At 64.6% G+C, this 22,889-nt stretch carries 20 protein-coding genes; 4 read left to right on the plus strand and 16 right to left on the minus strand.

Going from position 1 to position 22,889, the window contains the following annotated elements:
* The first annotated feature begins 36 nt into the window (after nucleotides 1-36).
* Entirely contained in the window at nucleotides 37-1,083 is a 1,047-nt protein-coding gene (gene epmB, locus Q0602_RS00975; protein ID WP_298837583.1) for an EF-P beta-lysylation protein EpmB, read from the plus strand.
* Nucleotides 1,084-1,100: 17 nt separating this feature from the next.
* On the opposite strand, the gene Q0602_RS00980 is transcribed toward epmB, so the two are convergent.
* The 3 genes from Q0602_RS00980 to Q0602_RS00990 are packed head-to-tail and all read right to left on the minus strand — an operon-like array spanning nucleotide 1,101 to nucleotide 3,526.
* Nucleotides 1,101-1,421 (minus strand): DUF2834 domain-containing protein, encoded by a 321-nt coding sequence (locus tag Q0602_RS00980; protein WP_295035669.1) that lies wholly within the window; start codon nucleotides 1,419-1,421, stop codon nucleotides 1,101-1,103.
* Between the two features lie 48 nt (nucleotides 1,422-1,469).
* A complete protein-coding gene (locus Q0602_RS00985; protein ID WP_298837586.1) occupies nucleotides 1,470-2,867 on the minus strand; it encodes an ATP-binding protein in 1,398 nt (465 codons plus the stop codon).
* Nucleotides 2,864-3,526, minus strand: a complete 663-nt coding sequence (locus tag Q0602_RS00990) for a response regulator transcription factor (RefSeq protein ID WP_298837589.1) — start codon at nucleotides 3,524-3,526, stop codon at nucleotides 2,864-2,866. The genes Q0602_RS00985 and Q0602_RS00990 overlap by 4 nt, the downstream gene beginning before the upstream one ends.
* Nucleotides 3,527-3,782: 256 nt before the next feature.
* Between Q0602_RS00990 and Q0602_RS00995 the strand changes: the two genes are divergently transcribed.
* Entirely contained in the window at nucleotides 3,783-4,511 is a 729-nt protein-coding gene (locus Q0602_RS00995; protein ID WP_298837592.1) for a glycosyltransferase, read from the plus strand.
* Between the two features lie 115 nt (nucleotides 4,512-4,626).
* On the opposite strand, the gene Q0602_RS01000 is transcribed toward Q0602_RS00995, so the two are convergent.
* From Q0602_RS01000 to pgi, 9 genes are all read right to left on the minus strand, one after another.
* The gene (locus Q0602_RS01000; protein ID WP_298837594.1) at nucleotides 4,627-5,097 is read right to left on the minus strand and encodes a DUF3465 domain-containing protein; all 471 of its coding nucleotides are present in this window, start codon (nucleotides 5,095-5,097) and stop codon (nucleotides 4,627-4,629) included.
* Between the two features lie 322 nt (nucleotides 5,098-5,419).
* Nucleotides 5,420-5,761 (minus strand): protealysin inhibitor emfourin, encoded by a 342-nt coding sequence (locus Q0602_RS01005; protein ID WP_298837597.1) that lies wholly within the window; start codon nucleotides 5,759-5,761, stop codon nucleotides 5,420-5,422.
* On the minus strand, nucleotides 5,758-6,810 hold the full coding sequence (locus Q0602_RS01010) for a M4 family metallopeptidase (protein ID WP_298837599.1): 1,053 nt from the start codon (nucleotides 6,808-6,810) through the stop codon (nucleotides 5,758-5,760). The genes Q0602_RS01005 and Q0602_RS01010 overlap by 4 nt, the downstream gene beginning before the upstream one ends.
* A gap of 183 nt (nucleotides 6,811-6,993) precedes the next feature.
* Nucleotides 6,994-8,742 carry an HD domain-containing phosphohydrolase gene (locus Q0602_RS01015; RefSeq protein ID WP_298837603.1) on the minus strand — a complete coding sequence of 583 codons (1,749 nt, stop codon included), beginning with the start codon at nucleotides 8,740-8,742 and terminating at the stop codon, nucleotides 6,994-6,996.
* Between the two features lie 103 nt (nucleotides 8,743-8,845).
* Nucleotides 8,846-10,066, minus strand: coding sequence for a phosphoserine phosphatase SerB (gene serB, locus Q0602_RS01020; RefSeq protein WP_295035651.1), 1,221 nt, complete (start codon nucleotides 10,064-10,066; stop codon nucleotides 8,846-8,848).
* A 154-nt stretch (nucleotides 10,067-10,220) separates the two neighbouring features.
* Complete coding sequence (gene parC, locus Q0602_RS01025) at nucleotides 10,221-12,473, minus strand: DNA topoisomerase IV subunit A (protein WP_298837607.1); 2,253 nt, start codon at nucleotides 12,471-12,473, stop codon at nucleotides 10,221-10,223.
* A gap of 158 nt (nucleotides 12,474-12,631) precedes the next feature.
* On the minus strand, nucleotides 12,632-14,512 hold the full coding sequence (gene parE / locus Q0602_RS01030; RefSeq protein ID WP_298837610.1) for a DNA topoisomerase IV subunit B: 1,881 nt from the start codon (nucleotides 14,510-14,512) through the stop codon (nucleotides 12,632-12,634).
* Nucleotides 14,513-14,628: 116 nt separating this feature from the next.
* Nucleotides 14,629-15,276 (minus strand): YqiA/YcfP family alpha/beta fold hydrolase, encoded by a 648-nt coding sequence (locus tag Q0602_RS01035; RefSeq protein WP_295041082.1) that lies wholly within the window; start codon nucleotides 15,274-15,276, stop codon nucleotides 14,629-14,631.
* 25 nt (nucleotides 15,277-15,301) lie between these two features.
* Nucleotides 15,302-16,951, minus strand: coding sequence for a glucose-6-phosphate isomerase (gene pgi / locus Q0602_RS01040; protein WP_295041084.1), 1,650 nt, complete (start codon nucleotides 16,949-16,951; stop codon nucleotides 15,302-15,304).
* Between the two features lie 119 nt (nucleotides 16,952-17,070).
* Here pgi and cmoA point away from each other — a divergent pair, with 119 nt between their 5' ends.
* Nucleotides 17,071-17,853, plus strand: coding sequence for a carboxy-S-adenosyl-L-methionine synthase CmoA (gene cmoA / locus Q0602_RS01045; protein WP_298837615.1), 783 nt, complete (start codon nucleotides 17,071-17,073; stop codon nucleotides 17,851-17,853).
* Nucleotides 17,846-18,859: a tRNA 5-methoxyuridine(34)/uridine 5-oxyacetic acid(34) synthase CmoB gene (gene cmoB / locus Q0602_RS01050; protein ID WP_298837618.1), complete on the plus strand. Its 1,014-nt coding sequence runs from the start codon at nucleotides 17,846-17,848 to the stop codon at nucleotides 18,857-18,859. The genes cmoA and cmoB overlap by 8 nt, the downstream gene beginning before the upstream one ends.
* Before the next feature lie 85 nt (nucleotides 18,860-18,944).
* Here the strand turns inward: cmoB and epsC are convergent, their stop codons facing one another.
* The 4 genes from epsC to cysD all read right to left on the minus strand — a co-directional run.
* Nucleotides 18,945-19,856 (minus strand): serine O-acetyltransferase EpsC, encoded by a 912-nt coding sequence (epsC, locus tag Q0602_RS01055; protein WP_298837621.1) that lies wholly within the window; start codon nucleotides 19,854-19,856, stop codon nucleotides 18,945-18,947.
* A gap of 134 nt (nucleotides 19,857-19,990) precedes the next feature.
* On the minus strand, nucleotides 19,991-21,463 hold the full coding sequence (cysN, locus tag Q0602_RS01060) for a sulfate adenylyltransferase subunit CysN (RefSeq protein ID WP_298837624.1): 1,473 nt from the start codon (nucleotides 21,461-21,463) through the stop codon (nucleotides 19,991-19,993).
* Between the two features lie 77 nt (nucleotides 21,464-21,540).
* Nucleotides 21,541-21,885: a four helix bundle protein gene (locus Q0602_RS01065; RefSeq protein WP_110630620.1), complete on the minus strand. Its 345-nt coding sequence runs from the start codon at nucleotides 21,883-21,885 to the stop codon at nucleotides 21,541-21,543.
* Nucleotides 21,886-22,034: 149 nt separating this feature from the next.
* Nucleotides 22,035-22,889: sulfate adenylyltransferase subunit CysD (cysD, locus tag Q0602_RS01070; RefSeq protein ID WP_298837627.1), on the minus strand; the 855-nt coding region annotated here is incomplete at its 5' end.

The following is a 22,889-nucleotide window of genomic DNA, read 5'->3' on the forward strand; positions in this document are numbered from 1 at the left end:
GCGCTACCAGGGCGCGTTCTAACTCAGGTGGACCGCATGATAACCCGAACCCCGATCGCTGTGCATTGCGAAGAGGTCGTATCCGACGTGGCCGTGGCCGATACGCCGAAGGGCGACTGGCAGCGGCAACTGCGCGAGGCGGTCCGCGACCCGGTCACGCTGTGCCGGCGCCTGGCACTGGGCCCCGAGTGGATGGAGGGCGCCCGGCGCGGGCATTCGCTGTTCCCCGTGCGCGTGCCGGAAGCCTACCTGTCCCGGATGCGGCGCGGCGATCCCGGCGACCCCCTGCTGCGCCAGGTGCTGCCACTGGGGGTCGAGAGCGACGCCGTCGCCGGCTTCAGCGACGATCCGCTGGAAGAGCGCGACCACACGCCGAAACCGGGGCTGATTCACAAGTACCCCGGCCGGGCGTTGCTGATTGCCAGCCCGACCTGCGCGATCAACTGCCGCTACTGCTTCCGCCGCCACTTCCCCTACGCCGACAACGCTCCGTCGATGCGCGAATGGGATACGACGCTGGAGTACCTGCGCCATGACGACTCCATCCAGGAGGCGATTCTCTCCGGCGGCGACCCCCTCGCTTCGCCGGACCGCCGGCTGGCGGCGCTGGTCCGGCAACTGGAGGCGATCCCGCATCTCAAGCGGCTGCGCGTTCATACCCGCCTGCCGGTGGTGATACCCGATCGTGTCGACGACGCCCTGCTCGAATGGCTCGGCGGCACTCGATTGCAGAAGGTGATGGTGCTGCATGTCAACCACGCCCGGGAGATCGACGATGCAGTGATCGCCGCCTGTGGGCGGCTGAAGGCGGCCGGCGTCACCCTGCTCAACCAGAGCGTGCTGCTGCGCGGCGTGAACGACGACGTGGAAGCGCTGGCCGCGCTGTCGGAACGGCTGTTCGAAGCGGGCGTGCTGCCCTATTACCTGCACGTGCTCGATCCGGTCTCGGGTGCCGCTCATTTCGACGTCCCAGACGCCGAGGCGCGTCAGTTGATCCACGCCCTGCGCCAGCGTCTTGCCGGCTTTCTGATGCCGCGTCTGGTGCGCGAAATCCCCGGCGAGCGGAGCAAGACGCCGCTATGAAGCTCGGGCTCGGCGGCTCACCGCCGTGTCCGGCGATAGTCATGCCAGCCACGCAGGGTCAGGTAGGCCAGCGGGCCGGCCGAGCCGAAGCAGAAGGTGATGAGGTAGAACAGCGACAGGTAACCAGGGCCGTGGCCCCGCTTGCGGGCATCGAAGAACATCCAGGTCGCGATCATCAGCAGCGCCAGATAGACATCGAACACCACCAGCGCCGACGTCGGCCGGCTCATGAGTTCGGACGCGAACTGGCCGAGCGATTGCTCACTGGTCGCGATCGCGAAGACCGTGTAACCCATGAACAGAACCAGGGCCAGGAAGGGGATCAGAAAACGAAGCATCGGCAAACTCCTGTTGACGGACGACGATTGGGCGGGCACGAGACGGCATCAATCCCGCGGCAGCGTGACGTGAACGCTCAACCCACTGTCGACCGGCAGCGACGTTTCGTCGAGCCGGATCTCTCCGCCGAGCCTCTCGGCGAGTTCCTGCACGATCGACAGGCCCAGCCCCGACCCGCTTGTCTGCTGCCCCGCCAGGCGCACGAATCGCTCGAAAACGCGCTCGCGCTCGGCGACCGGTATCCCCGCGCCACTGTCGGCGATCTCGATATGCAGGCGATCCCCGGCCTGCCATATCCGCAACCTCACCTCGCCGCCTTCGGGGGTGTAACGCAAGGCGTTGTCGAGCAGATTGCGCAGCAGCACGTAGAGGCCGTTCTCGTAGCTGCGAATCTGGAGTGCATCGGGAATTTCCTGGGTGAAGCGGATGCCCCGCCGCTCGATCAGCGGCTGCATGTCACGCTGTAGCTCGCGCCCCAGTCGATTCAGATCCACGACCTGCCGGTTCATACCCTCGCCGCTCTCGAGTCGGGATAGCGTCAGCAGCTGTTCGACCACGCGCGTCATGCGGTCGACCCCGTTGATGATGGAGCGCGCACCGCGCAGAGATCGCTCCTCGGTGCTATCGCACATCAGGTTCTGGGCGTGCACCTTGATCGCCGCCAGGGGAGTGCGCAGCTCGTGGGCGGCATTGGCCGTGAAGCGGCGCTCCTTCTCCAGCGTCTCGGCCAGTCGCACGAACAATCCGTTGAGCGCGTCGACCATGCCCCGGATCTCGTCGGGTGCCTGGCTGCCATCGATAGGCTCCAGGTAGCTCGGCCGGCGCGCCGTGATCTGGCGACTGATACGCAGCAAGGGAGAAAAACCGCGCGCGATGACGAAAGGGATCAGCAGCGCGATAAACAGCACCCCGATCACCGGGGGCATCAGGTTGCGCAGTGCGATCTGCCAGGTCAGCTCGTCGCGTACGTCGTCGCGCTGGGCGGCACTGGCCCAGACGCCATGAACCTCGTCATACAGCGTGAATGTCCGCCAGTCGTGCTCATCTCCTGCCGTCTGCGCGTAACCTGGCACGGGGATCAGCGTATCCAGCACGCCCGGCGTCTTCATGCCCAACAGGGCGTGTCCCTCGTCGTCCCAGATCTGAAACCCCAGCTTCTTCTCGTAGGGATGCCCCAGCGGGGTCGGCGCGTCGGTCGGGTTGTCGGGCACCATGACCGGCTCGATCTGCAGATCGTGAATCATCTGCTGGGGCGCGCGCCCCTGTCCGCCGCGGTACTCGAAATAGAGCGCAACCATCGTCCGTGTGGTCTGCGCCAGTTCGGCATCGAACAACTCGTTGATCTGGTCACGAGTGTCGTGATAACTCCAGAGCGCCGCGATCGAGGTAATCAGCGTCACCGAAATCAGCAGAACGCGCCTGAGATAACGACGAATCGATATCAACCCGCCGCTCCCAGGCGATAACCGACGTTGCGCACCGTCGCCACCACGTTGGCGCCGAATTTTCGGCGCAGATGATGGACGTGCACCTCGATCACATTGCTCTCCACCTCGGCATCCCAGCCGTAGAGCACCTCCACCAGCTGGTCCCGGGAGAACACCTGCCCGGGGTGCGTCATCAGATAGGCCAGAAGATCATGTTCGCGGCGCCCGAGCGCCACGGCGACCCGGTCGAAGCGTATCTCGTGGGCGGCCGGGTCGAGCGATAGCCGGCCACATGTCACCACGGGTGACGCACGTCCCGCGCTGCGTCGAACCAGCGCTCTCAGGCGGGCCAGAAGCTCGCCGTTGTCGAAAGGCTTGACGAGATAGTCGTCGGCGCCGCTGTCGAGACCGCGGATACGGTCGACCACCTCGTCCCGCGCCGTCAGAACCAGCACCGGAATCTGGCTCTGCCCCTCCCGCAACTGCCGAAGGATCTCGAAGCCGTCGATGTCGGGCAGTCCCAGATCCAGTATCAGCGCATCGAAGGTGGACCCCTCGAGTGCTTCACAGACCCCGCGCCCCTCGGTCAGCCACTCGGGCACCATCTGTTCGCGTTGGAGTACGTCGACCACTCCCTCGCCCAGCAACGGATCGTCCTCAACCAGCATTACCCTCATGGCGTTCTCTCTCACGGTCACCACCCTGTGGCGACACTCGGCTCTATCAATACGGCTCTAATTAACACGGCTTTATCAATACAATGGCACCAACGGGTTGGTTCCCTCCATCTGACTTTCCACTGTCATGGACCTGTTCGACAATAAGCCGTCGATCCGATGGCTGACTAAGCCGGTTTTAAGAATAGGCTGTCATAGTGGCGATTCCGAACGGGACGAGCAAAGTCTACGCTTTGGAAACCAACAGGATTTCATCATGCTCGAACTACCCAAGCTATCACTTGTCATCACCGTCCACGATGCCTCCCATCGCGTCGAGCACGTGGTAGCGGAGGCATCCAGTGCGCTGCGACAGGCTGCCGGGCTGGAATTCGTCGTGGTCGACGATGCCTCGGGCGAGAGCGACCATGGCCGACTGGCACAGCTGGCCGCCGCCGACAGCCGGGTCAGGCTCTATCGCCAGCCCGCGGCCACCGGCGCAGATGCCGCGTCGTGGCGAGCCGGCAATCTGGCGCGTGGCGAGTGGATCGCGACGCTGGCCGCCGATGGTCGTGACGACCCCCACGACATTCCCGACATGCTCTGCCTGGCGGAGCACCAAGGATTGACGCTGGTCGAAGGAATTCCGCTCGATCCCCGCTGCCGCTGGAAAAGAGCCTTCGTCCGTACTCTCAGGGGCATCGGCATCGAACTCGCCGGCGGCGAATGCTGCGGACTGCGCCTGGTCAAGCGGGATGCGCTGGTGGCGCTGCCGTGCGTCGACAAGCTGCAGCGATTCCTGCCGCTGTTGATTCGCCGCCGTGGCGGCCAGACCGGCAGCTACCGCGTCAACCTCCGGGCGACATCGACCCACGCCTCTCCCTGGCAACTGCCCGTCAGATCAATGGAACACGCCCGGGATTGGCTCGGCATGTGGTGGCTGTCCCGCCGCTGGCACTCTAGCCATACGCCGACCAAACGCCGGGTGCGGATCTACGCTCGCTGACCCCGGGCGGCGGCAGGCGCTCCAGGCTGCGTCTGGAGAGTCAGCGAGCGCCAGCAGCTCCCGGGCGCGCCTACCGATGGCGCTTCTATCGGTAACACCTCTACCGATAACGCCTTTATCGATAGCGCCTGCCCCGATACTCCAGCCAGCCTCCCAAACTATCGTCACCGGGATCGTGATGAGTCCAGTGGATCACGCCGCCCCGGTCATTCCAGACATATTCGCCCCGAAAACGTAGATGACCGCCCGGTTCGAGGGATTCGACCCGCGGGGCCAGGTCGATGTTATGGGCGATCAACAAGGTCTGGCCCGTATCGAGGGCGACGATGATTCGCTGGTGGCGACTCCCGTCGAGGTCGTCCGGCAGCAGCCGTACGACCTGCCCCGAGGCCTCGATCCAGAAACCCTCTCTCTGCGCCTCGAAAGCGTGCTGCAGCCGCTCCTCGGCCGTAACGGATCCACGATCGACGGTGGTCCGAATCGCTCCCTCCTCGCCGAACCGAGCCGCAATCAGAAGGACCACGACCGTCAACAGCAGACCGACGATTGCCCAACGCCATGACCGCGCGGTAATTCCCTGACCCATAAGCTCCCCCGTGCCATGGGGCGATAGGATGCACCGCCGCCCACCAACAGGGCAACGGCGTTTCATGACCGGCAGACGCAAGAAAACGAGCCGAACGGGCTCGCCATAGGGTAGGTACTATCGATGTGTAGGTACTATCGAAGGGTAGGTACTGTCGATGCCGAGGCCAGAGGCGTGGGAAACGTGAGACAAAAAAGAAGCCGGACCCAATTCAGGCCCGGCCTACGCTGTGCGCCCGTCCTGGGCTACTAGGTCAGAGTGCGCTAGCGCGATGGAGTTCCTCGAAAATTCAAAAAAACTCCCGCGCCCCCTGCTTTTGCGCTTAGTCGGTATTCTCGTCCAGTTCCTCGACGCCTCGTTTCCACAGCCCAATCAACGACCTGGGTGCCGCGCTCTCGTCCAGCTCCCACTCACGCTCCGGGCGTCCCGCCGTGACTTCCAGCGTCACCCGGAAGGAACGCCTGTCGGCTCCCGCCGGAACCGACTCGCCGCAGTGTCGATCGAGTTCGTCGAGCACCGCCTGGAGTCGTCGTCGTTGATGCTCGTTCAGTTGCCGGCACTCGATCTTCCTTGGCGCCGACAGGCCGGGGGCGACCACGAATCCCCCTTCCCGGGAGACGAGGATCACGCTCGCCGGTTCGAGCCGGAGGTCATCGCCGGTCATGACAGCACGCCCACGTCGATCCAGGCCTGCTTGACCGCCCGCATGGCGTCGCTGTCGTTGCCGAAGCGCTTGGCGGCACAGTCGACCGTCAGCCGGGCAAACTGGGCGAAATCGCCATCGCGTTGCAGGCGCGGATCGGTCAGCGCATCGAACCAGACGGGGCCCGCCTGCTCCCAGGCAAACCCGCCCAGGCTGGTAGCCGCCAGGTAGAACGCCCGATTGGGGATGCCCGAGTTGATATGTACCCCGCCATTGTCCGATGACGTTCGCACGAAATCGTCCATATGCCCCGGCTGGGGGTCCTTGCCCAGCACCGGGTCGTCGTAGGCGGTTCCCGGCTTGGCCATCGAGCGCAAGGCCCGCCCGTTGACCCGCTCGGTCAGCAGTCCCTCGCCGATCAGCCAGTCGGCCTCCTCGACGTCCTGCTCGAAGTGATGCTGCTTGACCATGGCACCGAAGACGTCCGCCAGCGACTCGTTCAGGGCGCCGGACTGATCGGCGTAGACGAGACCGGCCTCGCGTTCGATGACGCCGTGGGTCAGCTCGTGGGCGACGACATCCAGCGCCGCGGTGAAACGGTTGAACAGCTCGCCGTCACCATCGCCGAACACCATCTGGGCGCCATTCCAGAAGGCGTTGTCATAATCCTCGCCGTAGTGAACCGTGCCCAGCAACGCCATCCCGTTGCCATCGATGGAGTCACGCTCGAAGACCTGCCAGTAGAAAAGATGCGTGGCACCCAGCCACTGATACGCCTCATCCACGGCCACGTCCCCGCTCTCCGGTGCCCCTTCCTCGCGCACCAGATTGCCGGGCAGCGTCTGCTGGTTACCGGCGGAATAGATATAGCGCGCGGCCTGGCCCGGCCGGCCACTGTCCGCCGGGCGAGCCATGGGCGCGGAAGCATTGCGCAACCGGAACTGGGCATCGGCCTGCAGCGTCATCCGTGCGCACTGCTGAAGCCGTGTATTGCCGTGAGACATGATGCGCTCGAGGACGTGAGGCGGCATGAAGCCCGCGAGGGCTCTGGAACCGTGTATTTCGACCATGCGATTACCTCCTGTGCGTTGAAGCTCGAGGCTTTCAGTGTGGTCCAATCCGCTCCATGTCTCCGCTGCGCCAATGTTCCTTTTTGTCAACGGATGCCTGCCAATCGCCAGGTCCACCAGCAACGCCAGCTCCTGTCACCCCCGCCCGCGGCTCTCCGTGGGAGAGAACGGAGAGCAGCGTCGCTATGGGTGTCGCGGCGAACGCGACGCGCTATTCGCCAACGACAGGCCGTAGACTTCGGGCTGGGCCACGCCCTCCAGGCGCCCCAACTGATCGAGATCCCGCTGCGCCAGCACCAGATCCAGCCGCCGCCGCGGGCTGTTGGCATTGAGCACCATATGAACCTGCGACGGGCGGGCTTGCGCATCCAGACGCTGGACCCAGGCCAAGGCACCGGAGGCGTATCGGACGAGCGATCCCACCGGGGTGACTCCGAACAGGCGCACGTAGCGCCGGGCCCAGACATTGTCGAAAGCCGTCGCGTCGCCCAGCACGTGACGGTAAGCCTCGACCAGCGGCCAGGCGGCGCGGTCCGCGCGAACTCGCGTCAAGGCATCGATGACATCCACCACCGCGACCATCCGACCGAGATCGCCGATGGCGCCGCCGTGAAGCCCGAGCGGATAGCCGCTGCCATCGAGCCTCTCGTTGACCTGCCCGATCACCTGCGCGGCGATGTCCGGCGACAGCCAGCGGCAATCGGCCACACGTTCGCTTATCCGATGAACGTGGCCCGGCAGCAACGCCCGCTGGGCTTCGGTCAGCGCGGCGCGGCTCTCCAGCAGATCCACCGGCAACGAGGCCTTGCCCAGATCATGCACCATGGCGCAGGCCGCGATCGCCTTCAGGGTTTCGTTATCGAGACCTTGCTGGCGCGCCAGATCGACGGCGCGGATCGCCACTGCCAATGCATGTTGCACGGCCGCGGGCTGCGCATCGAGACAGCCCAAGGCGTACAGGAGTGGTTCACGCCCTTGCAACCCGAGAGCGACGATCGTATCCGCGTGACGCGACAGCAGCGTGGGGGATATCGTGCCGCCGTTCTGAAGCTGCAGGCTCTGGGCAATGAGGTAGTCCGCGATCCTCTGCAACTGACGCGCCACCGCGTTGCCGACCAAGGCCGCGGGCTTCTCGGTGGCACCCCCCGATACAGGCTGCGATGGCCGACACCCTTCCGGTGTCAGGAACAGGCCCGAGGGTTCCAGGGGCTTTTCGCTGCTCAGCGCCCGTCTCGCGCCTTCACGTTCGATCTCCTTGACGCAGAACCAGAGCAGGCGCTCGCTATCGATCGGCAGGTCGTCGAACTCGCAGCCGACCAGCGCTCTCGTCCACTCATCGTTGGTGCGGATGTGTCGGACATACCCCTTAAGTTCGAGACGCTGCTGATTGGGAAAATGCAGCGCCAGGGAGAAGATGGGTTGATCGGGGGTCAGCGCCACCGCATCGGCCAGCCGCATCGCCAGCAGGCATCCGCCGAGCGACAGATTGCAGAGATCGACACCGACGGCGGGGCCCTCCTCCGAGAGGGCAAGGCGGGTAATGACACCCATCTCGGCACGCAGCGGCGCTCGAAACGTCCCCCTGCGGTGAATGGTGCTCAGATATTCAGGATAGAGGCAGCGAAACCGGATTCGCGAAGCGTCCTCCAGCCGCTCGATGACGGTGAGTGCGGAGGTCCGAACCAGCGCCCCCGTGACGTGGCCGAAAAGGTGAAACTGGTCGCCTCTGGCCAGAGGGTCCGCCAGCGCCGGCACTGCCGACACGTCGATGACGAGCGCCTCATCCACGGTGAGGTCGTCCAGCAGCACCGGCCAGGACGACCCTCCGGCATGATTGAACGCGAGATCGACGCCACCTTGAAGCCAGAGCGGCTCCAACCACTCCCATTTGGCCTTGGCTTGATGAATGTCCGTCGAGGCGGAGTCAGACATGGAAGCTCCGATAACGATAAGCGGTCACAAGACTCGACCCTGTAAGTTTTTGTAAAAACTTCGTTATCGGCCATCCAGAAGTGAACTTGATAGGTGTCGGGTATCAATCGCTCGCCGACAGCGCCTCCAGCTCGGCGGCGGAGTAGCCGAGCAGGTAGAGCAAGCCATCCAGCCCCAGGGTGGAAACCGACTGCCGGGCCTGACGACGAACCAGGGGCTTGGCGTGAAAGGCCACGCCGAGCCCCGCCACCGACAGCATCTCGAGGTCGTTGGCGCCATCGCCCACGGCGACGGTCTGGGCCAGATCCCAGCCCTCGCGCTCGGCGATCTGCCTGAGCATCATCGCCTTGCGCCCGGCATCGACGATCGGCTCGGCGACCTCGCCGGTCACCTTGCCGTCGCGGATCACCAGCTCGTTGGCGTGGATCTCGTCGAACCCGAGGCGCTGCTGCAGGTGACGAGCGAAATAGGTGAACCCGCCGGAGAGGATCGCGGTCCGGTAGCCCAGGCGCTTGAGATAGCGCATCAGTCGCTCCAGCCCCGGCATCAGCGGCAACGAGTCGGCGATCTCCGCCAACACGGATTCGTCCAGGCCCTCGAGCTTGCTCATGCGTTCGCGAAAGCTCTGCTGGAAATCGAGTTCACCACGCATGGCGCGCTCGGTGACGCTGGCCACTTCTTCGTAGACGCCATGCCGGCGCGCCAGCTCGTCGATGACCTCCGCCTGGATCAGCGTCGAATCCATGTCGAAGCAGATCAGTCGACGATGTCGACGCCATGCATTCGATGGCTGCAGCGCCACGTCGACCCCGAAGCGCTCGCTCAGCGCCAGGATCTTCTCGCGCAGTGACACGGAATCGGCTACCGCGCCGCTGAGCCGCCACTCCAGGCAAGCCCCGGCGCCGTCCGGCGAGGTGTCCGCACCGAGCCCGGCTGCGGCGGACAACCGCTTCACTCGCTCGATGATCAGTCCCTGCTCGGCCGTCAGCGCACCGACTTCCGCCATCACCTCCGCGGATAGCGTAGGCGCCATCAGGGTCAGTACCCAGCGGGAATCCTTGGCCACGTCCGCCCACAGCGCTTCACTTTCAGCGGACACCTTCTCGACCCGGCAGTCCAGCCCGAACACGTCTCCGGCCATCGGCAGCATGGCCCCGAGATCGTCGGCGGTTTCGACCAGCGCCTCCAGCGTCACCTCCCCGAAGGCGACGTGCTGGCTCAGGTCCAGCAGGCGGCAGTTGGCACTGACCAGTGCCGTACCCAGTGCAGCCGTCTGACCTGGCCGCGCCGGGCCGGTAGCTCGCACCACAAAACGTTGTGACATCTTTTCCCCACGAGGCGCCCCGAGGCGCCTTCTCTTTATAGATTCAACCGATCGTCATAGATTCAACCGACCGTCATGGATTCAACCGACCGTCAGCCATGGCAGGGGCTTGGCGTCGCCCCTCGCTGGTGACGACGCCCAACGGCAACCGCCCTCAGGACTCGACCTCGAGCCGATCCACTTTCTGGAATCCCCGAGCCAGCTTGCTGCCGCGGCGACCGCGCTCGCCGGCATAGTAATCGAGATCGGCCGCTTTCAGCGTCTGCTTGCGCCTGCCGGCATGCACGATCAGCGCCGCACCTTCCGGCAGCAACACCAGATCGCGAACGAACTCCTCGCGATTGGCGGCACGCTGGCCGGGGATCGAGATCATCTTGTTACCCTTGCCCTTGGCCATCTCCGGCAACTGGGACAGACCGAATACCAGCAACCGCCCCTCGTTGGACACCACGGCCACCCGAACGTTGTCTCCCGCGGGAATCGCCTGCGGTGGCATCACGTTGCAGCCGGCGGGCACCGACAGCACGGCCTTGCCCGCCTTGTTCTTGCCGAGCAGGTCTTCGAGCTTGACCACGAAACCGTAGCCGGCATCGGAGGCGAGCAGGTAGCGCGCGTTGGGGACGTCGAGCATCAGCCCGACCATGGACGATCCGGCCGGCGGATTGATTCGTCCGGTCACCGGCTCGCCCTGTCCCCGCGCCGACGGCAGGTTGTGCGCGGAGAGGGTATAACTGCGACCGCTGTCGTCGAGCAGCACCAGCGGCTGATTGGTCTTGCCGCGGGCGGCGAGATGGAACTTGTCGCCCGCCTTGTAGGAGAGCCCGGCGGGATCGATATCGTGACCACGGGCGGACCGGATCCAGCCTTTCTCGGACAGCACCACGGTGACCGGGTCGGCGCCGACCAGCTCGACCTCGGAGAGCGCCCTGGCCTCGGCACGCTCCACCAGCGGCGAACGGCGGGCATCGCCGTAGGCTTCGGCCGCCTCGCGCAGCTCCTTCTCGATCAGGTCGGTCATTGCCGTTTCGCTGCTCAGCAGCTTCTTCAGACGCTTGCGCTCGGCCTCGAGCTCGTCCTGCTCGCCGCGAATCTTCATCTCCTCGAGCTTGGCGAGATGACGCAGGCGCAGCTCCAGAATCGCCTCGGCCTGGCGATCGCTGATGCCGAAGGCATTCATCAACGCCGGCTTGGGCTCGTCCTCCTCGCGGATGATGCGAATCACTTCATCGATATTGAGGTAGGCGACCAGCAGACCCTCGAGGATGTGCAGGCGATCCTCGACCTTGCCGAGGCGATGCTCCAGACGCCGGCGCACCGTGGTACGCCGGAACACCAGCCACTCACCGAGCATCTCGTTCAGCGGCATCACCCGCGGCCGGCCGTCGAGCGCGATCACGTTGAGATTGACGCGAATGTTCTTCTCGAGATCGGTGGTGGCGAACAGGTGCGCCATCAGCCCCTCGACATCGATGCGGTTGGAGCGCGGCTCGATCACCAGCCGGGTCGGGGTCTCGTGGGTCGACTCGTCGCGCAGATCCGCCACCATCGGCAGTTTCTTGGCCTGCATCTGGGCGGCGATCTGCTCCAGCACCTTGGCTCCGCTGACCTGATACGGCACTGCGGTGATCACGATATTGCCGTCCTCGCGCTCATAGCGGGCGCGCAGCTTGACCGAGCCTCGCCCGGTTTCGTAGAGCTTGCGCAGATCGCTGGCCGGCGAAATGATCTCGGCATCCGTCGGGAAGTCCGGTGCCGGCAGATACGCCATCAGATCCGCGACGCTGGCCTCGGGCTGGCGCAACAGATGGCAGGTCGCCTCGACCACCTCCACCACGTTGTGGGGCGGGATATCGGTGGCCATGCCGACGGCGATGCCGGTACCGCCGTTCAGCAGCACGTGGGGAAGTCGCGACGGCAGCACCGCCGGCTCGTTCATGGTGCCATCGAAATTGGGCGTCCAGTCGACGGTGCCCTGGCCCAGCTCCGCCAGCAGCGTCTCGGAGAAGCGCGACAGCCGCGCCTCGGTATAGCGCATGGCGGCGAACGACTTGGGATCGTCCGGGCTACCCCAGTTGCCCTGGCCGTCGACCAGCGGGTAACGGTAGCTGAACGGCTGCGCCATCAGCACCATCGCCTCGTAGCAGGCGCTGTCGCCATGAGGATGGAACTTGCCCAGCACGTCGCCAACGGTGCGCGCCGACTTCTTGTACTTGGCATTGGCGTTCAGCGACAGCTCGCGCATGGCGTAGACGATACGCCGCTGCACCGGTTTCATGCCGTCGCCGATATGCGGCAACGCCCGGTCGAGAATCACGTACATCGAGTAATCGAGATACGCCTTCTCGGTGTACTCCTTGAGCGAGAGGCGCTCGACGTCGCCTTCCGCTACCTGAATATCCATGGTCATAGCACGGTGGCCTTGTTCACACTTGTGGAGTCATCGAGGACTGCGCCCCCTACAACTGCTGTGATGAGCTGTAAGCTTTAAGCCGTAAGAAAAGCCAGTACCCATGGGGGGTACTTACAGCTTAACGCTTACGGCTTACAGCTCCCGGCGAAGCCGGATCAGACTTCGATCTCCGCCAGATTGCCGTAGTCTTCCAGCCAGCTCTTGCGATCCCCCGCCCGCTTGCGCGCCAGCAGCATGTCCATCATCTCCAGCGTGCCGTCGTTGAGCTCCCGGGTCAGTTGGACCAGCCGCCGGGTATCGACGGCCATGGTGGTTTCGCGCAGCTGCAGCGGGCTCATCTCGCCCAGGCCCTTGAAGCGCTGCACGTTGGGCGTGCCCCGCTTGCCCTCCAGGCGCTTGAGCGTCGCCGCCTTTTCGCTCTCGTCGAGGGCGTAGAAGACCTCCTTGCCCAGGTCGATACGGTAGAGCGGCGGCATGGCGACGAAGACATGGCCGGCATCCACCAGCGCCGGAAAATGGCGTACGAACAGCGCGCACAGCAGCGTGGCGATGTGGAGACCGTCGGAGTCGGCGTCGGCGAGGATGCAGACCTTGTGATAGCGCAGCTTGGAGAGGTCGTCACTGCCCGGATCGAGGCCGATCGCCACGGCGATGTCGTGAACCTCCTGGGAGCTGTAGATATCGGCGGATTCGACTTCCCAGGTGTTGAGGATCTTGCCGCGCAGCGGGAGAATCGCCTGGGTCTCGCGGTTGCGCGCCTGCTTGGCGCTGCCGCCGGCGGAGTCCCCCTCGACCAGGAACAGCTCGCTCGAGACCGGATCCTGCCCGGAGCAGTCGGCCAGCTTACCCGGCAGCGCCGGGCCCGATGTGATCTTCTTGCGCGCCACCTTCTTGGCGCTCTTCTGGCGTCGCTGGGCGGCGTTGATCACCAGGTCGGCCAGCTGTTCGGCCTGGTCGACATGGTGGTTGAGCCACAGCGAGAAGGCGTCCTTGACCACGCCGGAGACGAAGCCCGCCACCGTGCGCGACGACAGCCGCTCCTTGGTCTGGCCGGCGAACTGCGGATCGAGCATCTTGATCGAGAGCACGAACGACACCTTCTCCCACAGATCCTCCGGCGTCAGCTTGATGCCGCGTGGCAACAGGCTCCGATACTCGCAGAACTCCCGCACCGCCTCGAGCAGACCACTGCGAAAGCCGTTGACGTGGGTGCCACCGAGGGGCGTCGGAATCAGGTTGACGTAGGACTCCAGCACCGGCTCGCCGCCCTCCGGCAGCCACTGGATCGCCCAGTCGACCCCCTGCTCCTCGTCCTCGAAATGGCCGGTGAACGGCGATGCCGGCAGCACCTCGAAACCGTCTACCGCCTGCGCCAGATAGTCGCGCAGACCGTCTTCGTACTGCCAGACGCTCTCGGCGCCGTCGGACTCCTTGAGCACCACCTTGAGGCCGGGGCAGAGCACGGCCTTGGCGCGCAGCAAGTGCTTCAGCTTCGGCAGCGAGAGTCTGGGGCTGTCGAAGTACTCCACTTCCGGCCAGAAGCGCACCACAGTGCCGGTGGCGCGTTTGGCGCAACTGCCGATGACCGATAGCTCCTCGACCTTCTCGCCCTTCTCGAAGGCGATGCCGTAGCGATTGCCCTCACGACACACCTCGACCTCGAGGCGGGTCGACAGCGCATTGACCACCGAGACGCCGACCCCGTGCAGCCCCCCGGAGAAGCGGTAGCTCGACTGGGAGAACTTGCCGCCGGCATGCAGCCGCGTCAGGATCAGTTCCACCCCGGTCACGCCGTGCTCGGGATGCACGTCGATCGGCATGCCCCGCCCGTCGTCGGAGACCTCGATCCCGCCATCCTCCATCAGGACGACGCGAATCTCGCGAGCATGCCCCGCAAGCGCCTCATCGACACTGTTGTCGATGACTTCCTGCACCAGGTGATTGGGACGGGAGGTGTCGGTATACATACCCGGTCGTTTGCGGACCGGGTCGAGGCCGGAGAGTACCTCGATGGAGCTAGCACTGTATTGCGTCATGCAGGGTCTCGCCGTGTTTACTGGGTCAAAGTTCACAGGGTCAGCGTCGCGACGATCATACACGACTGGTCAAATGTCCAGTATCGGTTTCGCCACTTGCCTTGGGCAGGAGCGGGTCACGACATCGAGAACGACGTCGGGACCTGCCAGCCACCGTGGGCGAACAGCGCCGGCAGATATTCGGGCAGGACATCGAAACCGTGATCGCCGCCGGGATGGATCAGCGCGCGACTGCCGGCGTAGGCGCGCAACGCATCACGGCAATCCAGCGTCTCGTCGTCACTACCGAGCAGCAGCAGATAGCGCGTGGGATGCACGATGCGTTCCCACTGCTGCGAGGTCAATTGATCGAAATAGCTATTGTCGATCGTGAAACGCTCGCCGGAGGCCTCGTTGATCAGCGTCTGTCCCAGATAATCGGCCACGAAGCGAGCCGGCCGAACCGCCGGGTTGATCAATACGGCGCGCAGGCCGTGGCGCTCTGCCAACAGCGTGGCCAGGAAACCGCCCATGGAACTGCCGACCAGTAGCGTGTCCTGGCGCCCCAGGGCTTCGAGGGCCGCCTCGGCCTGCTGCAGGGCCAGATCCGGACGGTGCGACAGATCCGGCGTCAGGCAGGCGAACGGGCGCCCCTGGTGACGCGCCAGCGCCTCGCAGGCCGCCTTGACCAGCCGGGCCTTGGGCGAGGCGCTGCTGCTGTTGAAACCGTGCAGGTAGAGCAGCGCCCTGGCGGGCTGCACGGCCGGTGTCGGCTCGGCTAGCACCGGCCGCCCCCGAACGTCCGCGCCATCACCGGGAGGTCTGCCCTCTCCAGGTCGCCTCGATCAATCCGCGACTGGAGTCGTCGAGCGTATCCAGGCCTTGCTGAGTGGCGATGATCTCCTCGGTCTCGGTGGCGATCTTCTTGCCAAGCTCCACGCCCCACTGGTCGAACGAATCGATATCCCAGATCACGCCCTGCACGAATACCTTGTGCTCGTAGAGCGCGATCAAGGCGCCCAGGGTGGCCGGATTGAGGCTGTCGAACATCAACGTGGAAGATGGCTGGTTGCCGCGATACCGCTTGTAGCTCGGCGGCGTGCTCTCGGATTTCACGGCATCGTCGCCCAGCATCAGCACTCGGGATTGCGCGAAGCAGTTGGCCAGGGCCAGCCGGTGCTGAGCCATCAGGTCGCCGCGAAAGCGCTCGTCCTCGACGTCGTTGTAGCGATTGACCGGGGCGATGAAATCGCACGCCACTGGCTGCGTGCCCTGGTGCAGCAACTGGTAGAACGCATGCTGGCCGTTGGGACCGATCTCGCCCCAGATCACCGGGCAGGTGGAGTAGTCGACCACCGCGTCGCCGTTGGTCACCGACTTGCCGTTGGACTCCATCTCCAGTTGCTGGAAATATCCCGGCAGGTGCTTGAGACGGCCGTCGTAGGGCAGTACCGCGTGGGACCGGATATCCAGGAAATTGACGTTCCAGATGCCGATCAGCCCCAGCTGTACCGGCAGATTCTCCGCCAGGTCGGCGGTGCGGAAATGCTCGTCCATGGCATGGGCCCCTGCCAGCAGCTGGCGGAAGTTATCCATGCCGACACGGATGGCAATGGGCAGTCCGATGGCGCTCCACAGCGAGTAGCGGCCGCCCACCCAGTCCCAGAACAGCAGTTGGTTGGCGGGATCGATGCCCCACTCGGTCATCTTGTCGGGCTTGGTGGAGACGCCGACGAAATGGAAGCGCTTGATCAGCGCCTCGTCGCCGCCCAGGCGTGTCGCGATCCAGTCCAGCGCGGTGGAGGCGTTGGAGAGCGTGTCGATGGTGCCGAAGGACTTGGACGACAGGATGAACAGGGTCGTCTCGGGGTTGAGCCAGCTCAGGAAATCGGCCAACTGAGAGCCGTCCATGGTCGAGGCGAAGTGCGTCGACACCTCGAACACGTCGTCGGGCTCGAAATCGGTCAGCGCCGAGGTCACCATCAGCGGCCCCAGGTCCGAACCGCCGACGCCGAGATTGACCACGTCGGTGATCGGCTTGCCGGTGGCGCCGCGCCACTGCCCGTTCAGCAGCTTGTCGACCAGCGTTTCCATCTTGTCGAGGGTGGCGTGGACCTCGCCGACCACGTCGACGCCCTCGACCTCGAGCTGGGCGTCTCGCGGCAGGCGCAGCGCCGTGTGCAGCGCGGGCCGATCCTCGGTCCGGTTGACCCGTTCTCCCGACAGCAGGCGCTGGATCGCATCGGGCACGCCGGCATCCCGCGCCAACGAGAGCAACCCTTCCCGGACTTCCGTCGTCCAGCGCTGCTTGGAAAGATCCATCTGGATACCGGCGGCTTCCAGATAGAACGTCTCGAAGCGCGGCGACTGCTGGAACAGGGTCTTCAGATGAATATCCCGCATGCCGTCTTCGAGCTGCCGCTCGAGCGCTTTCCATGCCTGGGTTTCACGAATCGACATCTATGGCTCTCCTTGTCACGTGCAGCGAAGAGACGCAAAACGTACACTATGGCCGCAGCGGGCGTATCACAGGCGCTTCGCTCGCTTCACGCTCTCCCAATTAAGAACATCTTCCGGCAATGACTGACGCATCTTACCGTGACGCCATCTTTTCGACACCCCTCGATCGCGTGGCGAGCTTTTCGTTCGACGAGCGGGTCGTGGCCTGCTTTCCCGACATGGTCCGGCGCTCGATCCCCGGTTACGGCCAGATTCTCGGCATGTTCGGCGTCATCGCCGAGCGCCACCTGCGCCACGCTGCCCACGTCTACGACCTGGGCTGTTCGCTGGGCGCGGTGGGCCTGGCCCTGGCCGGACGACTGCCCGCCGATGCCTTCGAACTGACCGGCGTCGATCTCTCCCCGACGATGATCGGCCGCGCTCGGGAGATCGCCGCCGCCGAGAGCCCCGACCATCGGATGCAGTTCGTCGAGGGCGATATCCGCCACCTGGACTACCGGGCCAGCGGCATGATCGTGCTCAACTTCACGCTGCAGTTCCTGCCGCCGGCAGACCGCGACGCGGTGATCGACAAGCTGTTCGCGGCGCTGGAGCCCGGTGGCATCCTGGTGCTGTCCGAGAAGATCGTCGCGGAAGACGAACAGGAGAACGCCTGGCTGGTGGAGCGCTACCACGATTTCAAGCGCGCCAACGGCTACAGCGAGATGGAGATCAGCCAGAAGCGCACGGCCCTGGAGAACGTGCTGGTGCCGGATACGCTGGCCGCGCACCACGCGCGTCTGACCCAGGCCGGATTCTCGCGGGTGACGACCTGGTTCCAGTATCTCAACTTCGCCTCTCTCGTCGCTTTCAAGGACAAGGACGCGCTCATCGGGGCGAAGGCGGCCACCCAGGATGCCTGACACGCCCTCCGACACCCTCGCGCAGGCCGAACGCCGGCTCTACCTCGCCTTCCTGGAGCAGGGCCTGACCGGCTGGCTGGCGCGGCTGCCCGAGCAACTGGCACGAGGGCTCGACCGGCGCCGCCACGGCGACCTGCCGGCGTGGGAGAAAGCCGTGGCCAAGCTGCCCACGCTCCCGGCGTCCCGCGACGTCGATCTGACCGGCGATACCGTGACGGTGGATGTGGAGCTGGGCGACGCCGATCGTCGCCGCTGCCGCAATCTGCTCGAGATTCTGATGCCGTGGCGTAAAGGCCCTTATCGGCTCGGCGGTATCGGGATCGATACCGAATGGCGGTCGGACTGGAAATGGCAGCGCGTCGCGCCGCACCTCTCGCCCCTCGCCGGACGGCGAGTACTCGACGTCGGTGGCGGCAACGGCTATCACGCCTGGCGCATGGCCGGGGCCGGGGCGGCCTTCGTACTGGTGATCGACCCCTCGCCGCGGTTCCACTACCAGTTCCACGCCGTACGACACTTCGTGGGCGACGCGGATGACTACCGCACCCATTTCCTGCCAGTCGGCATCGAGGACGTGCCGGAAAAGCTCGCCGCTTTCGACACCGTGTTCTCGATGGGCGTGCTCTACCACCGCGCCTCGCCACTGGACCACCTGCGCCAGTTGAAGGACGCCCTGGCGCCCGGCGGCGAGCTGGTGCTGGAGACCCTGGTCGTCGAGGGCGACGAGAAGACCGTGTTCATGCCCGGCGAACGCTACGCCAGCATGCCCAACGTCTATTTCCTGCCCTCGTCACGCGCACTGGCGCACTGGCTCGATCGTAGCGGCTTCGAAGCCATTCGCTGCGTCGATGAGACGGCCACCACCCTCGACGAGCAGCGCTCGACGGCGTGGATGACCTTCCATTCGCTGGCCGATTTTCTGGACCCGGACGACCGTGGGAAGACGATCGAAGGTTATCCCGCGCCCCGACGGGCGACGCTGATCGCCCGCAAGCCGGGATATTGATCGCCGCGAATTCTCGATCGACGACGCGATCCCATCGATACGGCCGGCACCCCGGTGCCGGCCACTCGCCGTGCGACGAACCGGATTACGGGCAGGGCCCGGACTGGATATTGGCCTGGGTGATATTGCTCTCGGGGGGCACGCTGCAGATCAGCCAGACGTTACCGCCGATGATCGACCCCTTGCCGACCGTGATGCGCCCCAGGATGGTCGCGCCGGCGTAGATGACCACGTCGTCCTCGACGATGGGGTGGCGCGGCAGGCCCTTCTCCAGATGCCCTTTCTCGTCCGCCGGGAAACGCTTGGCACCCAGCGTGACCGCCTGATAGAGACGCACGCGATTGCCGATGATCGCCGTTTCGCCGATCACCACGCCGGTACCGTGATCGATGAAGAACCCTTCGCCGATCTGCGCGCCGGGATGAATGTCGATACCGGTATCGGAGTGGGCCAGCTCGGCGATGATCCGCGCCACCAGTCCGGCCCCCGCCTGGTAGAAGTAGTGAGCGATGCGATGGTAGATCACGGCATGAACGCCGGGATAGCAGAGCAGGACCTCATCGACGCTGCGCGCCGCCGGATCGCCGTAGAAAGCCGCCATGACGTCGTCATCGAGACGTCGACGCAGGCTCGGCAGGCTATCCGCGAACCCCTGGACGATCTGCGTCGCCGTGGCCGTGTGCTCGGAAGCCTTGTCACCGCCGAGCCGCGCCATGTAGCGCAGTTCCAGCAGCACTTCCTCATGCAGCGCGTTGAGCGCGCGGTCCAGGGTGTGGCCGACGTAGAAGTCCTCGCTCTCCTTGCGCAGATCGGAGGGACCCAGGCGCATGGGGAAGATGGCCCCGCTCAGGAACTCCAGCGTCTCGCGGATGCGATGTCGCGACGGCAACTCACGACAGCCCTTCTCCTTCTCGCGACCGTTTTGGGCGCGCCACTGCTCGCGCGTGGCGCGGAGCTGGGACACGATGCCATCAAGCTGCCAGTTGACGTGCTGCATGAAGATTTCCTTTCAGTCGCGGACGCAAGCGTCGGGCCGGAGCGACATGATACACCCGGGGGCGCCTGGGCCAAATGCCGCCGGACGCCGCCTCGCGAAGCGATCCCTGCCTTTTGCCAAGCCTTGTCGCTCGCCTAGCGCTCTTGATGCGTTCCGCGCGTGATCCCTGCCAACAACTCACCCATGTCCTTCGCCTCCCAGTGCGGGAAATGCTTGCGGATCAGCGCATTGAATTCGATCTCGAACGCCTGCCAGTCGACAGCGCCATCAGTTCCGTTGGCCGCCACTTCGACGGCACCGCGGATAAGCCCGGCCCCGACAGTGATATTGGTCAGCCGGTCGATCACCACGAAGCTCCCGGTTCCCGGGCTCTTGCGATAGTCGTCCAGCGGCACGCTCGCGGTCAGCTCGACCCGGCAGCGGCCGATGGCATTGAGCGGCAACGTCTCGGCGGTGTGATGCTCGAGGGTGTTGACGTCGATCTGGTAGTCGATCGCAGCGAACTTGCCGGCGATCTCCTGGGTGCCGATCTTGAAGTCGTAGAGACGACCTGGCTCGAGAGCGGTGTCATGCATCCAGACGATGTCGGCAGCCAGTGCGCTGGACTGTGCGACCTCGGCGTCCGCGGCGACCAGCCAGTCGCCGCGGGAGATGTCGATCTCGTCTTGCAGCGTCACGGTGATCGCCTGACCGGGATAGGCCTCCTCCAGGTCGCCGTCGAAGGTGACGATACGCTCGACGGTGGAGCGCTTGCCCGACGGCAGCGCCTTGACCGCCTGCCCGGGGCGCAGGATGCCGGCCTCGAGCGTGCCGCAGTAGCCGCGAAAATCGAGGTTCGGGCGGTTGACGTACTGCACCGGCAGGCGCAGGTCGGAGAGGTTCGAGTCATGGGCGACCTCGACGCTCTCCAGCAGTTCGAGCATGGCAGGCCCGGGCCGACCGTCGACCTGGTACCACGCCATCTTCTCGCTGCGATTGACGACGTTGTCACCGTCGAGTGCCGACATGGGGACGAAACGAATGTCCCTGGCGTCGAGCTTTTCGGCGAACTCGCGATAGTCGGCGACGATCTCGTCGAAGCGGGCCTGGGAGTAGTCGACCAGGTCCATCTTGTTGACCGCGATCACCAGATGCTGGATCCCCAGCAGGTCGGCGATGAAACTGTGACGTCGGGTCTGCACCTGCACGCCGTGACGGGCATCGATCAGGATGATCGCCAGGCTCGCCGTCGAGGCCCCGGTGGCCATGTTGCGGGTGTACTGCTCGTGGCCCGGCGTATCGGCAATGATGAACTTGCGCTTGTCGGTGGAGAAGAACCGGTAGGCGACATCGATGGTGATGCCCTGCTCCCGCTCCGACTGCAGCCCATCCACCAGCAGCGCCAGGTCCACCTTGTCGCCGGTCGTCCCGCTGGTCTTGGATGCCTGGGTAATCGCCGCCAGCTGATCCTCGTAGATCATCTTGGAGTCGTGCAGCAGCCGCCCGATCAGCGTCGACTTGCCGTCGTCGACGCTACCGCAGGTGATGAAGCGCAGCAGGTCTTTTTGCTCGTGCTCCTTCAGGTACTCGCTGATATTGTCGGCGATCAGATTCGATGTGTGTGACATTGGGCAACCCCGCTAGCTGTAAGCTGTAAGCTGTAAGCTGTAAGTCCCCCCACAGCCCGCCGCTTCCAGCTCTAGATTCATTCGTTATCCAGAGTGACTATCAACCCGTTGAGCATCGAAGATATCTCTCGGGTTTCCTGTAACCATCGCTGGCCTTGCTGATGTTCGATATAGCCGATTTCCATGCCGATATAGACCTGAGTACGCAACTCGGCACAAGAGCCTCTGGCAACGATCAGGAAGTGGCGTTTGTCCTTGCTCGTATACCGGCTCATGCCCTCAGCAATATTGCTAGGAATGGAAAGTCCTGAACGTGTGACCTGGTCCCGAAAGCCAAAATCACGCAGGGCGGAAAAGGTCTTATAGAGCTCAGCTGACAAGCGTGCCGAGCGTTTCCAAACCTGCAATCTTTCAAAATTCATGCTTCCACTCCCAGCCGTAAGCTAACGAAAAGCGCTTTTACCTGCAGAATCAAAAGGTTTTGGCTTTTGATTTTTCTTACAGCTTAAAGCTTATGGCTTACAGCTGGTTTCTCTTCCGGCTTCCAGCTTTCTAATTCGCCTGAGGCGAATTAGAAGTACCCCTCCCGCTTCTTCTTCTCCATGCTGCCCACCTGATCCCGGTCGATGGCGCGGCCGGAGCGCTCGGAGGTGCGCGTCAGCAGCATCTCCTGGATGATCTCGGGCAGCGTGGCGGCTTTCGATTCCACCGCGCCGGTGAGCGGGTAGCAGCCGAGCGTGCGGAAGCGCACCCACTTCTCTTCGGGCACTTCGCCGGGCTCCAGCGGCAGGCGCTCGTCGTCCACCATCACCAGCATGCCGTCGCGCTCGACCACCGGGCGCGGCGCGGAGTAGTAGAGCGGGACGATGGGGATCGATTCGAGGTAGATGTACTGCCAGATATCCAGCTCGGTCCAGTTGGAGAGCGGGAAGACGCGGATCGATTCGCCCTTGTTGACCTTGCCGTTGTAGAGGTTCCACAGCTCCGGGCGCTGGTTCTTGGGATCCCAGCGGTGGTGCTTGTCGCGGAAGGAGTAGACCCGCTCCTTGGCACGGGAGGCTTCCTCGTCGCGCCGCGCGCCACCGAAGGCGGCATCGAAGCCGTACTTGTCCAGCGCCATCTTGAGCGACTGGGTCTTCATGATGTCGGTGTACTTGGCGCTGCCGTGGTCGAAGGGGTTGATGCCGGCGGCCCGCCCCTCCTCGTTGATGTGCTCGATCAGCTCCATGCCGACCTCCGCGGCCATCTTGTCGCGGAACTCGATCATCTCCTTGAACTTCCAGGTGGTGTTGACGTGCATCAGCGGGAACGGCGGCGGACCGGGATGGAACGCCTTGCGGGCCAGGTGCAGCATCACCGAGGAGTCCTTGCCGATGGAGTAGAGCATCACCGGGTTGCCGAACTCGGCCGCGACCTCGCGGATGAT

The organism is uncultured Salinicola sp. (genome assembly GCF_937921195.1).
Classification (GTDB): Bacteria; Pseudomonadota; Gammaproteobacteria; order Pseudomonadales; family Halomonadaceae; genus Salinicola.

Bases quoted from the DNA above. Each gene is read 5' to 3' on its own strand.
- epmB (WP_298837583.1), top strand. From the start codon at position 37: ATGATAACCCGAACCCCGATCGCTGTGCATTGCGAAGAGGTCGTATCC.
- Q0602_RS00980 (WP_295035669.1), bottom strand. From the start codon at position 1,421: ATGCTTCGTTTTCTGATCCCCTTCCTGGCCCTGGTTCTGTTCATGGGT.
- Q0602_RS00990 (WP_298837589.1), bottom strand. From the start codon at position 3,526: ATGAGGGTAATGCTGGTTGAGGACGATCCGTTGCTGGGCGAGGGAGTG.
- Q0602_RS00995 (WP_298837592.1), top strand. From the start codon at position 3,783: ATGCTCGAACTACCCAAGCTATCACTTGTCATCACCGTCCACGATGCC.
- Q0602_RS01000 (WP_298837594.1), bottom strand. From the start codon at position 5,097: ATGGGTCAGGGAATTACCGCGCGGTCATGGCGTTGGGCAATCGTCGGT.
- Q0602_RS01005 (WP_298837597.1), bottom strand. From the start codon at position 5,761: ATGACCGGCGATGACCTCCGGCTCGAACCGGCGAGCGTGATCCTCGTC.
- Q0602_RS01010 (WP_298837599.1), bottom strand. From the start codon at position 6,810: ATGGTCGAAATACACGGTTCCAGAGCCCTCGCGGGCTTCATGCCGCCT.
- Q0602_RS01015 (WP_298837603.1), bottom strand. From the start codon at position 8,742: ATGTCTGACTCCGCCTCGACGGACATTCATCAAGCCAAGGCCAAATGG.
- serB (WP_295035651.1), bottom strand. From the start codon at position 10,066: ATGTCACAACGTTTTGTGGTGCGAGCTACCGGCCCGGCGCGGCCAGGT.
- parC (WP_298837607.1), bottom strand. From the start codon at position 12,473: ATGACCATGGATATTCAGGTAGCGGAAGGCGACGTCGAGCGCCTCTCG.
- parE (WP_298837610.1), bottom strand. From the start codon at position 14,512: ATGACGCAATACAGTGCTAGCTCCATCGAGGTACTCTCCGGCCTCGAC.
- pgi (WP_295041084.1), bottom strand. From the start codon at position 16,951: ATGTCGATTCGTGAAACCCAGGCATGGAAAGCGCTCGAGCGGCAGCTC.
- cmoA (WP_298837615.1), top strand. From the start codon at position 17,071: ATGACTGACGCATCTTACCGTGACGCCATCTTTTCGACACCCCTCGAT.
- cmoB (WP_298837618.1), top strand. From the start codon at position 17,846: ATGCCTGACACGCCCTCCGACACCCTCGCGCAGGCCGAACGCCGGCTC.
- epsC (WP_298837621.1), bottom strand. From the start codon at position 19,856: ATGCAGCACGTCAACTGGCAGCTTGATGGCATCGTGTCCCAGCTCCGC.
- cysN (WP_298837624.1), bottom strand. From the start codon at position 21,463: ATGTCACACACATCGAATCTGATCGCCGACAATATCAGCGAGTACCTG.
- Q0602_RS01065 (WP_110630620.1), bottom strand. From the start codon at position 21,885: ATGAATTTTGAAAGATTGCAGGTTTGGAAACGCTCGGCACGCTTGTCA.